We start from the raw sequence: 12,728 nt of genomic DNA on the forward strand, positions 1-12,728 counted from the left end.
ACAAACATGGACACGGCATTCGAACGCGAGCCACTTGCATTGCGCGGACGTGAGCAACTGCTGACGCGCTTGGAGGAAAGCGGTATCAGCAACCCTGAGGTGCTCGCCGTGCTGGCGGAAATCCCGCGGCACCTGTTCATCGACGAGGCGCTGGGTACGCGCGCTTATGAGGATTCGGCGCTGCCGATCGGGCATGGACAGACCATCTCGCAGCCCTACATCGTGGCACGCATGACCGAGTTGTTGTTGCAGAGCGGTCCCTGCTCGACCGTTCTTGAGATCGGCACCGGCTCGGGGTTTCAGACCGCCGTGCTGGCCATGCTGGTGCGCCGGGTCTACACCATCGAGCGGCTCGGAGCGCTCTGGGGTCTGGCCGAGCCACGGCTGCGATCGCTCAAACTGCGTAATGTTCGCTACCGCCATGGCGACGGGCGTCTGGGTTGGCCGGAGATGGCGCCGTTCGACGGCATTCTCATCACCGCCGCGTCCGAGGGCATCCCGCGCGGTCTTGCCGAGCAGTTAGCGCCTGGGGGGAGCATGCTGCTGCCGTTGGTAGTGGGGGCCGAGCAGCGATTGGTGCGTCTGACTCGAACACGGGGCGGTTTTCGTCATGAGGACTTGGAGCAGGTGATGTTTGTTCCCTTGCTTGGAGGTGTCGGCTGATGCGGCTGTTCTCGGCGCTTTACGACCGGGTGATCCGGTGGTCGGGACATCGACACGCACCCTGGTATCTTGGTGCCCTAAGTTTCGCGGAATCGTCCTTTTTTCCGATTCCGCCCGATGTCATGCTCGCGCCGATGTGCCTGACGCGCCCGCAGCGCGCCTGGTTTTTTGCAGGTCTGACGACGCTGACTTCGGTCGCCGGCGGTCTGCTCGGGTATCTGATCGGTCGCCTTGCGTTCGGTCTGGTCGAGCCCATCGTCGGCCCCGGCGGCCACTATGCCGAGGCCTTTGGCCAAGCGCGGGATTGGTTCGAGCACTGGGGCATCTGGGCGGTATTCCTGGCCGGTTTCTCCCCCATTCCCTACAAGGTTTTCACCATTAGCGCAGGCGTGCTGGGGATGGCGTTGATTCCGTTCGTGCTCGCCTCGAGTATCGGACGAGGGATGCGGTTTTTTATGGTCGCGGGGCTAATGGTGTGGGGCGGGGCCCCGATGGAGGCGCAGCTGCGGCGCTACGTCGATGTGATCGGCTGGCTGGTGGTGGCGGCGATTGCGGTCTTCGTGATTATCAAGGTCTGAGTCATGGCGCTGGTTGTTTGCGCAAAAGACAATGACATCCTCGCTTCCCGCTGGGCCGTGAACTGGCGTGACCTCGCGTATTCTCGGCACTTCGCGGTACTGCGGATGCTTGGCCTGTTGTGCCTCGCGACCGGTGTTATCGGGCTGATGAGCGGTTGCGCGGGAGGAGTCCTTGCGCCGGTCGAGAGCCGCGATGGCTATGGACCGGCACCGCCCGGCTACTACCGCATTCTGCGTGGCGACACCCTGATGGCGGTCTCCCGACGCACCGGGCGTTCGGTCTCAACGCTGGCGGCCTGGAACAACTTGCGACCGCCTTATCAGATTTATTCCGGCAGTCTGCTGCGGGTGGCCCCGCCGCGCGGGGCGGGGAGGCGACCAACAGTGGCGCAAATAACCCCGGGCGGGAGCACGACGCCGGCGTCAGCGGACCGGGGCTCCCGCAGCGGGTCATCCGCCAAATCAACGACTGGACCATCCACCGGATCATCCAAGGCGGCGCCGGCAACCAAGGTGAGCTCAAGTGGTGGCAGTGCGCGTGCCGGCGGCGTGACCTGGCAATGGCCGGTGCAGGGCAAGGTGGAGCAGACCTACCGCTCGGGAGACCGCACCCGTCAGGGTATCCGAATTGCGACATCCGCAGGCGCTAAGATTGAGGCAGCGGCCAAAGGCACAGTGGTTTATAGCGGCAGTGGACTCAAGGGCTATGGCAACCTTATTATCGTGAAGCACAACGACCATTTCCTGAGCGTCTATGGCTTCAATCGCCAACTGCTTGCCAAACAGGGTGACAAGGTTCGCGCCGGGCAGGTAATTGCTGAGGCCGGGCAAATTCCCAATGGGAAGTATCTGCTGCATTTCGAAATCCGCCGCGACGGAGCCACCGTCGATCCACTCGGCTACTTGCCGAAGCGCTAAGCCAGGCCGATGCTGACAGGGCATTCATGACTGCTCGGCAAACTCTATTGGTTCGTGATGTGGGCGCTGGAGGCCCCGATGGTCGCAAAAAAAATCGAGGACGACTTTACCGAAGACATCCCCGCGGGCGAGGACCAGGACGAGCTAATCGACGCGCAGGACGAAATGGAGGACGAGGATTTGCTCGTCGAAGACCAAAATAAGGGTGATGAGCCCAGCGGAAGCACTGGTTTCGCAGTGGGCGGCGGAGACTTCGACGCCACCCGGCTGTACCTGAATGAAATCGGCGGCTCGCGCCTGCTGACCGCCGAGGAAGAAATTCACTACTCGCGCCTGGCCAATCAGGGCGACGAGGCCGCGCGCCGCTGCATGATCGTGAGCAATCTGCGGCTAGTGGTCAAAATCGCCCGCCGTTATCTCAATCGCGGCCTGCCGCTGCTCGATCTGATCGAAGAGGGCAATCTTGGCCTGATCCGGGCAGTGGAAAAGTTCGATCCCGAGCGCGGTTTTCGCTTCTCGACCTATGCCACCTGGTGGATTCGCCAGACCATTGAGCGCGCGATCATGAATCAAACGCGCACCGTGCGTTTGCCGATTCATGTGGTCAAGGAGATCAACATCTATCTGAAAGCCGCGCGGGTGCTCTCGCAACAACTCGACCACGAGCCGACCAACGAAGAGGTCGCCGACCTGCTCGACAAGCCCATTTTCGAGGTGAAGCGCATGCTTGGGCTGAACGAGCGCATTGCCTCGGTCGACACCCCGCTGGGCAAGGAGGCCGACAAGCCGCTAGTCGACATGCTGCAGGACGAGTCACTCGACGATCTCAGCGACTACATCCAGGACGACGACGTCCATGACAAGCTCGAGCGCTGGCTCGACAAGCTGACCGACAAGCAGCGCGAAGTGATCGAACGGCGCTTCGGCTTGCATGGCTACGATCACTCCACGCTCGAGCGGGTCGCGCAAGAACTCGGCGTGACGCGTGAGCGGGTGCGCCAAATTCAAATGGACGCCCTGCGCCGCCTGCGCCAGACGCTTGAGCGCGAAGGCTTCTCCTCCGAGGCCTTTTTTCGCTAACTGCCTATTTTCTCATCTCCATTTTTCTCGGTGCCGGGTCGTTTCCAGATGGCTTCGATGGGGTGCTATAGCAGCAGCGTGTCCGGGTTTCAATCTCCCTTCTGAAAATGATCGACATCGCGATCGACCGGGGCAGAAGAGGCATAGCCCCTTGAAAAAAAAGGATAAGGGATACGGATACGGATACGGACAGTCGAGCAGCACCGACAGATCGATTATCGAATTGGTCGAACGCCGCCCCGGCGGCCAATGGCCGCCGCCACCCGGAACAGGTCCGGGATATCGACACGGTCGTCGTCGACACGACGAATCACGCCGATACGCTGCAACTCCTGGATCAGCGCCTTTTCGGGAGTATCGGAAGACCTGTCAGCCAGCGCATGCGGCGGAAGATAGAAGCGCTCGTCATCAATCTCTGCGCTGCCGAAAGGCTCCGGGGACAGCGTCACCGTCCGATCACGCTCAATCGCCTGCACCGTGTGCGCATTCTCCCAGCGCTGCATGATGTCCTCGTCCCGGCAGGGCACAGTCTGACCATTCAGTGGCGTCAATACTGTCTGAATCCACGGATAATCCTCTCGCAGTTCCTGCACGCGAACCGATGAGGCGCTCTGCACACCGCGCTTGATGCCCTCCCAGTGCAACACCTCCCCGTGTCCCCTGGCCTGGGTTTCGCGCTGTGCATCGCGCACCGCGATCAAAAAGCTGCGCGGGCTGACCTGCCCCTTGGCATCCGCCAGGTGATTCGGCAGCCATGTATAGGTGCGTCCACGCCGCCGGTTGGCGCCCATGTAGCGGGTCGCCATGTCATGCAGCACCGCCTGTTGCAGGTCTTCGTCCTGGCGCAGCTTCGCCGGAATCGGGTAGACCTGCGCACCATCCGCCTCCGTTGCCGTGAAGGACAAGTGATGCTTCGATTGAAGCCAACGGCGATACATCTTGGCGCCTTCACCATGGTTGCACAGCCAATGCCACAACAGTCCATAAAGATCAGTCCGGCGCCATTCCAGGATGACGCGGCCGTGGTGCAGCTTGGACGAGTCCGGAAACTGCCAGATGGACCGATCCTCCCACATGTCCGGGCGGAGAAAGACCTTCGCCTGTATGCCCGTTTGTCCTTTCAGATCAAGGCAAACCTGAAGCAGTCCGCGCACCAACGCACGGATGGCTTTCCAGTCGGAGCCGGTGCGGTCCAGGGCATCGAAAATCACTAGGTGACGCTTCCCGTCCGCCGCAAGTCGGCCAGCGATTCGGCTCAGCAGCCGCTCCTCGCGCTCGGGGTTGTCCGCGACATAGGCCACGATCTCGGCCCAGTCCTTGCCAGGCAGTTCCTCGTCGTAACGGCTTGTGAGCTGGCGCAGCACCACCGCGCGCCAGATGTCCTCGGCAGCGTGGCTTCCGTGCAAACACTGAAGCACCCGCCGGGAGGGGTGATCGGCATTGCGTGTAGACACCGAGAAGCCCCAGCTCGTCTCCACCCGATCCAGCTGCAGCCTGGGTAACTGGGCGTGGATCAGCGCCCGGGACACGGGGCTGTTGAGGGCTGCGCTCCAGAAGCTCTTGCCGCTACCGCGATCCCCGACAACGAGCGTACTGTTTGGGTCCAGCGCGCGCTCGTGGCCGAGCACCACGTATAGATCGTTTGGGTCGGGCGGGTTGGTGCTCGCATCCATGGTATCCGGCAACTCGTCGAGGGAGCGCCGAACCTGATCGGTCGGGAAGGCTCCGTCTTTGATCTTAATCGGCATGGTCGACGGCCTCGAGATCCTCGTTACCGAGAACGCGCTCATCCAGCGCTGCCATGAACGGCCCGAAGCTTGATGCGATGGCGGCGGCGCCCACGGTGCTCAGGTGTTCCAGCGGATTGAACTGCTCGAAGCGCGGGTCATTCAGGATCTGCAACGGGTAATGCGGCGCCGCATCATCCGTCTCGGCAAAGCTGAAGGCCTCCTCGGCGCCTCCGGCCGGCTGCTCGTCGTACAGGCCGTCGAGCCAGAGCTCATAGGCCCGCGAGCGGAAACCCTCCAGCGCACCCTGTTTCTCCGAAGCACGCGCGTAGACCATCTTTAGCCGCAGGCGCCAATCGTCGTCGCCCGCCGGATGGATATGCGCCATCTGCGCCAGTTGCGCCAAAAGATAGCGATACCCTTCCCAAACCGTGGGCTGGTCGGTGGCGAACAGCAGCACGTCCGCATCCAAGTGCAGGATGGCGGCCGCCGCCGTCTCGTGCAGACCGGCACGGCTGTCGATGAGCACCAGGTCCGGCTCCAAGGCCCGCTCCAGCGTCCCCAGCAGCCGCCTCACCCTCACCGCGAAATCCTCGCCACCGCCGCGGTCATTGTCCAGGTAGGCGCGTGCGAGCTTGGCGATGAAGCCGGCCGGATGCTGCGCAGTGCGCTTGCCCGTGGCCGGTGCCACGTACAGATAGCCCGGATCGGCCAGTGGTGATCTGGCCACCAGCATGCGCTCCACGAGCATTGCCTCCGCCATCGGGCTACCAACCAGATCCTCCGCCAGCCAATCGACAACGCCGAACTCCGGTCGGGCGTCGTCCGGCAGCAGTTGTGCGCCCAGCCCAGGCGCCTCCAGGTCCAGGTCCAGCAACAGCACCCGTTTTCCCTGTGCCGCCAGCTCGCGGCCCCAAAGGAATAAGGCCGTGCTGCGCCCAACGCCACCCTTGAGACTGAAGAAGGAAACCCGCGGCGGATGTACGACCGATGCACCCGCCTCGGTACCCGGTGCCAGCGCCCAGTCTTGTCCGACCACGCGGCGCTCGATCAGACGGATCAGCGTGCCATTGATGTCCTGTACCAGGAAGGGCTCGTCCATCAGCGCCCCACCGAAGAGGGTATCGGAGAGGCGCACCAAACCGGTCTCCGAGCCGGGGCTGTAGGCTCCCAGCGCATCCGCGAGATGCGGACGCGCGGCGACCACCTCGGCTTGGTCTGCGGAGTCCGGCAGTACCAGATGCACCCGCCCGTTCATGTCGCGGATGAAACGGACATCGGCAAAGTCGATGCCGGCAAAGGTGCCTCGGATCTGCTCCAGGGCGCGGGGCAGGGCGTCGTCGAAGGTGCATGGACTCATAATCAGTTCCCGAGGCTGGCCGCGCCCAACGTGCGCAAGCAATGACTTTGGTGCAGTTTACAGCGCTCCTCGGAGAACGCCGCGTCCGGCCAGTAGCGGTTGTCAATGCGCCAGCCAAGCATGTAGGAATCACTGTTCAGCAATTGCTGAACAGCCCCATCCCGCCGACGACGCAAGGACTTCAATGCATGGTCGCGCAGCTCCGGCAGATGCGACAGCTTGACATCCGCCCCTTGGTGGCCCTCCAGCAACAGCTTCAGCGCACACTCGGCACCCAGCCCAAAAAGATGACTGGCGTTGGCAAGACGCCCTTGCTCCAGCAGCAGCGTGCCGTCCTTGTGGCAGCGACGCGCCGCCGCCCGATAGTCCGGTTCTGATTCGGTCATCGGACTCGTGATCCTTGCATAGGCCAATCTCAGTTGTTGCGCCGCCGCCGTGTGACCGTCAGCGCCGAGGCGCGGATCTGGTCCGGGGTGATGCAGAGTTCGCGGGCTTCGTCGAGGACGAAGCTCGCCGGATAGCAAATCCAAGCCACCCTGAGGATCTAGAACAGGTGTCAGGGCGCAAGTTATCGGTTGTTGGGAGGGAGGTCAACGGCGGAAATACGCCTGCTCGACCATCGTGAGGAGCGCGGGACGGACTCAGTTGCGCGTTCTGAAGGAATTTGGGCGCGGACGGGCGAACTGAAGACAAACGCCCTTGGCACCGTGTCTGTCGGGAACAAGCGCGGCTTCCAAGCGACGCGTTGACCGAACTCCGGCTCCGGCTCCGGCTCCGGCTGATTAAAGTTGTCCCACTCCGGTGCCGCTGGACCGGGCGCTCTGGAATGCGCAATCAATCCCCGGCGGACAAACCAGCGTATTACCCGCATGCGCACCCGCTCAGTGATGGTGGCGAGATCTTCGGCGCTCATTTAAGCGGCGGGGAGAAAACGCCGGAATCCCGTGGCTTCAGCGTCCTGCTCAAGCGGATCGAAGACGCCGTCGATGACACAGCAGTGGTAATGGACGTAACGATTGAGAGACGAGCCAAACCGGTGAATATAGCTCACCGCAACGAAACGTGCCTGAGCACTGACGGAACGGCCACTAACGGAACTGCTCTCACGCAGATGCAGCTCAATAATGCGCATGAGAATCCTGAGCACCGCGCTCGGCGCTCGCGGCACGCGCAGCGCATCCCAATCCTTCTTTCGTGCAAATGCGAGATAGGTCTCCAGATGCTGTTGCACGATCTGGTAGAGCGCGGTGTGCTCTGAACAGCGGAGACGATAGGCCTCCGTCGGGCAGCGAGACACGGCGACGGCCATGATGGAGTGCTGGTGGGTTCACGAACCAAGACTGTCTTTATAGACAGTATCGTTGCAGTGTTGCGGAAGGATTGACAGCTGCAGACCAGCCGATGTGCGCCGACGGATTGTTGATCAGTCAATTTTTTTTGCGCATAGGTTGCCGCAGTAGAGGTGAAAAAATGCCGTATTCAGAAAACACAGGCTATTCAAGTAAAGCGCCTAACGTAGGCCACGTTGTGTTATATCTCGCCTAGCTTACGAGTTCATTTGTAGGGATTTTCCCTACAAGAAAACGCAATATTCTCGGATTTTTCCACAATACTAAATTGCGGTTTTCGGCCATATATACTCTAATGTGACCCTTATTCGCTTGGAAGTGTTCTAGTGATGTTCTAAACTCGGATTCTAGGCGGTCGCGCGGTGTCACACACAAGTCGGCTAGTAAGCACAATAGCCAGCATTGAAATCAGGTAATTTCAAAAATGCCGCGGCAGCAAGGCACAGTCTTACCCTAAATTGAAGCATTTTCTGATCTATACGCACATTATGTTTACAACACGGCTCGCCACAGTTCGACAAGTCCGTCGCGGCGCGTCCTGGCCGTTGATGACGATCCGGTTAGCACGCTCATTATTGAGAATGCACTGGCTGACCAGTTTTTGGTCGATACGGCGCATAGTGGCGAAGAAACGCTGGAGCGCATTGAGCCTGTAATGCCCGACATTATTCTGCTCGATGTGGTTATAGGCGGAATGGATGGTTACGCGGTCTGCTCGGCGTTGCGCGCGCAGATCGCGGTCGCTTTTCCGCTCGACACGCTCAAGATCGACCGCTCCTTCGTGACCGCCCTAGGCACGGGTGCGACGGGCAAGAGCGTGGTGCACGCCATCGTCGCCCTGGTGCAGGGACTGAAACTCAAGGTGAGCGCCGAGGGCATCAAGACCCAAGCGCGGGCCGACAGGCTGCGGCGCAACGACAGGAAATAGAGAAATGAAAGAAACATTTGCGTTTATTACAATCTTTGCCCTATCTATCATACTATTCAGCGGAATGATTGCAGTATACGGATACAATAATCCTTATGAGGATTGCAAAAAATACGCTGGATCAATCCCAGCAGGCCAACGATATACCTGCGAACGGATGAACATTGACACTGGCATAGCCCCTTGAAAACCGCACTTCAAATAGCGGCGAAACTCCCGTTCCACATAAGTCGGCACGCGCGGTACCGCCCAGTCTTTCTCTCGTGCAAGAGCGAGATAGGTCTCAAGATGCTTCTTCACGATCTGGTAGAGCGCGGTGTGCTCTGGACAGCGGCGGCGACAGGCCACCGTCGGGCAGCGAGATACGGCGACGGGCATGATGGAGTGCTGGTGAGGTCACGACCCGGTACTGTACATATATACAGTATCGTTGCTGCATTGCGGAAGGATTGATAGCTGCAGACCAGCCGATGTGCGCCAGCGGAGTGTTGATCAGGCAAATATTTTTGCGCATACCTTGCCGCAGTGGAGTTGAAAAGTGGCCGTATTCACCAAACACAGACTCTTCAAGAAAACTGCCTGCTGAAGGTCACGCAGTGATATATCCAGGCGGATTTTTGAGTCCGTTTGTAGGGAATTTCCCTACAAAACACGGTAATCGTCTCGGTTTTTTTCCACAATACTAAATTGCGAATTTTGGCTGAACCTACTCTAATGTGACCGATGCTCGCTGTTAAGTGCTCTAGTTATGTTCTAAACTCGGATTTCAAGCGGTCGTGCAGGGCCACACAAAAGACGGCTAGCAGCACAATAACCGGTATTGAAATCAGGTAATTTCAAAAATGCCGCGACAGCACGGCACAGCCTTACGCTAACTTGAAGGATTTTTTGATCCGTGTGTATTAAGGAGTAGACAGCATGGCTCACCACGGTTCAACAAGTCCGCCGCGACGCGTCCTGGCCGTTGATGACGATCCGGTTAGCACGCTCATTATTGAGAATGCACTGGCTGACCAGTTTTTGGTCGACACGGCGCATAGTGGCGAGGAAGCGCTGGAGCGCATTGAGCGTGTAATGCCCGACATTATTCTGCTTGATGTGATTATGGGCGGAATGGATGGTTTCGCGGTCTGCTCGGCGTTGCGCGCGCAGCCGTGGGGCAGGACTCTGCCGGTGGTGATGCTGACCTCGCAGGACGATACGGCGTCCATCGCGGAGGCTTTTCGGGTCGGCACGACCGACTTTATCGGCAAGCCCATCAATGCGGCACTGCTGCCTTATCGGGTGAAGTGTCTGCTGCGAGCGTGGGATACGCTCCAAGCACTCGGCCTGCGCGAGCGTCAGTTGGCCGCCGCGCAGCGCATTGCCGAGCTCGGGCATTGGGAGATCAAGCCGGCGCAAGGGCGCTTTCAGCTCTCGGAGTCGGCGCGTGAGCTGCTGAAACTGCCCGACCCGCCCCAACGCCAGGCTGCCGACCCCGCACTTGTGGCATCTCCCAAGCTGTCGTCCGAGCCATCAATCGAGCAGGTGCTAGCGGCTGTGCTCGATCAGGTGCTTGAGGAGGAGCGGGAGAGCGTTCAGCGCGTTTTCTCTGGCTTTTTTACCCAGGGTGGCAAGCCGACTCGCTTCGAGCATCGGCTGAGGGACGGACGCGTGCTGCGCCAATGCGCCGAATACTCGCGCGAAACCGGCGGCTGGCTGGGCACGGTGCAGGATGTCACGGCCATGCACCGCTCGGCCCAGCGCATCGTCAAGCTCGCCTACTATGATCAAGCCACCGGCCTGCCGAATCGGGATTTCCTCATCGAGTTCCTGCAGTGTCGGCTCGCTGAAGATCAGAGCGCGGAGATCAGCATTCTGGCGGTCGAGATCGAGGCGCTCAAACGTGTCGGCCGTGGCTGGGGACAGGCGGTCACCAAGCCCCTGGCGCGCGACCTTGCTGAGCGGCTGAGCGCCGCGACCGGGTTCCCCCGGCCCCAGCCTCCGTTCAAGTCCCCGCTGGACTGGACGGCCGACCAATCAGGGCTGCTGGCGTGCGTCAGCGACTCGGCCTTTGCCATCTTGACCGAGGCGGACGCGGCACAAACCCTGGCGCTGGGCCAACGGCTGCTCGCAGATCTTGCGCAGCCAATCGAGGTCGCCGGTATCAAGTTGTCGATTAGAGCCGCCCTTGGTATCGCGCATCGCTCAACTCCGCAGACAGAGGCCGAAGACCTGCTGCGCCATGCCCTGAGCGCAGCTGCGGCTTGTCCCGCGCCGGATCGGGTGCAGCGCTACCAGCACCAGTTCGACACCGAGGAGCGTGATCGCCTGTCGCTTGAGGCCCGGCTGCGCCGCGCCATCGACCGGGACGAGCTCGAGCTTTGGTATCAGCCCAAGGTCGACAGCAATCGCAATACCCTGGTCGCGGCGGAGGGCCTGGTGCGGTGGCGCGATCCGCACGAAGGGCTGATTCCACCCGGGCGCTTTATTCCCTTGGCCGAGGAGACCGGCCTGATCGTGCCCCTAACCGACAGGGTTCTGGACATCGCTTGCAAGGATCTTCGGCGCATGCGCGCACCCGGTCTCACCCCAGTCGAGATCTCGGTCAACATCAGCGCCGCCCAGCTCGATGATAGGCGACTGCCGCAGGAAATCGCTGCACGCCTGAGCAAAGCCGGCCTGCCGCCGAGCTGCCTGGAGCTGGAAATCACCGAGCAGGCGCTGATGTCGCGCGTCGACAGCGTGATCGACACCCTCACCGAGCTGCACGCCTTGGGCATCAGCCTGTCCCTTGACGATTTCGGCACCGGCTACTCCTCTCTGGGTTATCTCGGTCGCTTTCCACTCGACACGCTCAAGATCGACCGCTCCTTCGTAACCGCCCTGGGCACGGGTGCGGCGGGCGAGAGCGTGGTGCACGCCATCGTCGCCCTGGCGCAGGGACTGAAGCTCAAGGTGATCGCCGAGGGCATCGAAACCCAAGCGCAGGCCGACTGGCTACGGCGCAACGGCTGTAGCCTGCACCAAGGTTTCTTCTACTCCCGTCCGCTCGAGTTTGACGCCTTTCTGCGCCTGCTTGATACCCGCTCATCGCCACCCTGGAGGCCTTCGACATGTGTGCCGCAAGCCGTTTGTTAGTGGTCGACGATGATCCGGTAGATACCGAGATCATCCGCGAATTCCTGCACAACACCCCCTATGAGGCGGACTATGCCGCCGATGGCGCCACCGCCTGGGCGCGGCTCAATGCCGATCCGGAGCACTTCGATGCCCTGATCCTGGACCGCATCATGCCCGAGCTGAGTGGCATAGATCTGCTGGCGCGTCTGGTAGCGGACAAGCGCTTTTTCGCCCTGCCAATCATCATGCAAACTGCGGCCAACACGCCCGACCAAGTCGCCGAGGGGCTGGCGGCTGGCGCCTGGTACTATCTGGCCAAGCCCTATAGCGGCGACAACCTACGCCAGATTGTGCACGCCGCGCTCAATGAGCGTTTCCACCGTCTAGAACTGCAACGGCTCGAACAGGAGCTTGATGCGACCTGGACCCTGTTGCACGAAGGCCATTTCCAGTTCCGCACCCCGGAGCAGGCGCGCTTGCTGTCGTCGCGCCTTGGTAGCTTCTGCGCGGAGCACTCGCCGGTGACCATGGGCCTGTCCGAGTTGATGCTCAATGCCGTGGAGCACGGCAATCTCGGCATCGGCTATGCCGCCAAGAGCGAGCTGCTCGCCGAAGGCCGGCTGCGCGAGGAGATCGAGGAAAGGCTGCGCACGCCCGAGCAACAGGAGCGCTGGGCGCAGGTGCGCTTTCAGCGCGATGCCAGCGAAATCCACTTCCACATCCAGGACTGCGGCGAGGGGTTCGACTGGCAGCGCTATCTGGACTTCGAACCTGAGCGCATGTTCGACGCCCACGGCCGCGGCATCGCCATGGCGCGGCAGATGGCCTTTACCCGGCTCGACTATCAGGGCCGCGGCAATTGCGTCGACGCCAGCGCCCGGCTGCACCAGCCTCCCAGTTCAGAGTAGGCCCAAGTTAGACGCAAAGGAGACCCGGAAGAGTCCCGGGCGGCAAGTATCGCCTTGAGTCATGCGCATGTTGAAGCAAAAGGATGACTGTCCACATTTTAGGGGAATCACTGCA

11 protein-coding genes are annotated in these 12,728 nt (G+C 61.0%); 7 read left to right on the forward strand and 4 right to left on the reverse strand.

Annotated features, from left to right (window positions below):
- Positions 1–6: 6 nt before the first annotated feature.
- The 4 genes from Thiosp_RS11345 to rpoS all read left to right on the forward strand — a co-directional run bounded on the left by Thiosp_RS11345 (position 7) and on the right by rpoS (position 3,239).
- A complete protein-coding gene (locus Thiosp_RS11345; RefSeq protein WP_201063138.1) occupies positions 7–663 on the forward strand; it encodes a protein-L-isoaspartate(D-aspartate) O-methyltransferase in 657 nt (218 codons plus the stop codon).
- A complete protein-coding gene (locus Thiosp_RS11350) occupies positions 663–1,241 on the forward strand; it encodes a YqaA family protein (protein ID WP_201063139.1) in 579 nt (192 codons plus the stop codon). Before Thiosp_RS11345 ends, Thiosp_RS11350 begins: the two co-directional genes overlap by 1 nt.
- A gap of 3 nt (positions 1,242–1,244) precedes the next feature.
- Positions 1,245–2,159: a peptidoglycan DD-metalloendopeptidase family protein gene (locus tag Thiosp_RS11355; protein ID WP_242518180.1), complete on the forward strand. Its 915-nt coding sequence runs from the start codon at positions 1,245–1,247 to the stop codon at positions 2,157–2,159.
- 78 nt (positions 2,160–2,237) lie between these two features.
- Entirely contained in the window at positions 2,238–3,239 is a 1,002-nt protein-coding gene (gene rpoS, locus Thiosp_RS11360) for an RNA polymerase sigma factor RpoS (protein WP_201063140.1), read from the forward strand.
- Between the two features lie 215 nt (positions 3,240–3,454).
- Here rpoS and Thiosp_RS11365 read toward each other — a convergent pair whose 3' ends face one another.
- From Thiosp_RS11365 to Thiosp_RS11380, 4 genes are all read right to left on the reverse strand, one after another.
- Complete coding sequence (locus Thiosp_RS11365) at positions 3,455–4,987, reverse strand: ATP-binding protein (protein ID WP_201063141.1); 1,533 nt, start codon at positions 4,985–4,987, stop codon at positions 3,455–3,457.
- On the reverse strand, positions 4,977–6,326 hold the full coding sequence (locus Thiosp_RS11370) for a KGGVGR-motif variant AAA ATPase (RefSeq protein WP_201063142.1): 1,350 nt from the start codon (positions 6,324–6,326) through the stop codon (positions 4,977–4,979). Before Thiosp_RS11370 ends, Thiosp_RS11365 begins: the two co-directional genes overlap by 11 nt.
- Before the next feature lie 2 nt (positions 6,327–6,328).
- Positions 6,329–6,712, reverse strand: a complete 384-nt coding sequence (locus Thiosp_RS11375) for a hypothetical protein (protein WP_201063143.1) — start codon at positions 6,710–6,712, stop codon at positions 6,329–6,331.
- 527 nt (positions 6,713–7,239) lie between these two features.
- Positions 7,240–7,635, reverse strand: coding sequence for a transposase (locus Thiosp_RS11380; protein WP_201063144.1), 396 nt, complete (start codon positions 7,633–7,635; stop codon positions 7,240–7,242).
- Positions 7,636–8,261: 626 nt separating this feature from the next.
- Between Thiosp_RS11380 and Thiosp_RS11385 the strand changes: the two genes are divergently transcribed.
- The 3 genes from Thiosp_RS11385 to Thiosp_RS11395 all read left to right on the forward strand — a co-directional run bounded on the left by Thiosp_RS11385 (position 8,262) and on the right by Thiosp_RS11395 (position 12,613).
- On the forward strand, positions 8,262–8,603 hold the full coding sequence (locus Thiosp_RS11385) for an EAL domain-containing protein (RefSeq protein WP_242518184.1): 342 nt from the start codon (positions 8,262–8,264) through the stop codon (positions 8,601–8,603).
- A gap of 918 nt (positions 8,604–9,521) precedes the next feature.
- Positions 9,522–11,723: a putative bifunctional diguanylate cyclase/phosphodiesterase gene (locus Thiosp_RS11390; RefSeq protein WP_201063145.1), complete on the forward strand. Its 2,202-nt coding sequence runs from the start codon at positions 9,522–9,524 to the stop codon at positions 11,721–11,723.
- Positions 11,699–12,613, forward strand: coding sequence for a response regulator (locus Thiosp_RS11395; RefSeq protein WP_201063146.1), 915 nt, complete (start codon positions 11,699–11,701; stop codon positions 12,611–12,613). The genes Thiosp_RS11390 and Thiosp_RS11395 overlap by 25 nt, the downstream gene beginning before the upstream one ends.
- The last annotated feature ends 115 nt before the right edge of the window (positions 12,614–12,728 follow it).

The organism is Thiorhodovibrio litoralis (assembly GCF_033954455.1).
Lineage (GTDB): Bacteria > Pseudomonadota > Gammaproteobacteria > Chromatiales > Chromatiaceae > Thiorhodovibrio > Thiorhodovibrio litoralis.

Bases quoted from the DNA above. Each gene is read 5' to 3' on its own strand.
- Thiosp_RS11345 (WP_201063138.1), top strand. From the start codon at position 7: ATGGACACGGCATTCGAACGCGAGCCACTTGCATTGCGCGGACGTGAG.
- Thiosp_RS11365 (WP_201063141.1), bottom strand. From the start codon at position 4,987: ATGCCGATTAAGATCAAAGACGGAGCCTTCCCGACCGATCAGGTTCGG.
- Thiosp_RS11380 (WP_201063144.1), bottom strand. From the start codon at position 7,635: ATGGCCGTCGCCGTGTCTCGCTGCCCGACGGAGGCCTATCGTCTCCGC.
- Thiosp_RS11390 (WP_201063145.1), top strand. From the start codon at position 9,522: ATGGCTCACCACGGTTCAACAAGTCCGCCGCGACGCGTCCTGGCCGTT.
- rpoS (WP_201063140.1), top strand. From the start codon at position 2,238: ATGGTCGCAAAAAAAATCGAGGACGACTTTACCGAAGACATCCCCGCG.
- Thiosp_RS11370 (WP_201063142.1), bottom strand. From the start codon at position 6,326: ATGAGTCCATGCACCTTCGACGACGCCCTGCCCCGCGCCCTGGAGCAG.
- Thiosp_RS11355 (WP_242518180.1), top strand. From the start codon at position 1,245: ATGGCGCTGGTTGTTTGCGCAAAAGACAATGACATCCTCGCTTCCCGC.
- Thiosp_RS11375 (WP_201063143.1), bottom strand. From the start codon at position 6,712: ATGACCGAATCAGAACCGGACTATCGGGCGGCGGCGCGTCGCTGCCAC.
- Thiosp_RS11350 (WP_201063139.1), top strand. From the start codon at position 663: ATGCGGCTGTTCTCGGCGCTTTACGACCGGGTGATCCGGTGGTCGGGA.
- Thiosp_RS11395 (WP_201063146.1), top strand. From the start codon at position 11,699: ATGTGTGCCGCAAGCCGTTTGTTAGTGGTCGACGATGATCCGGTAGAT.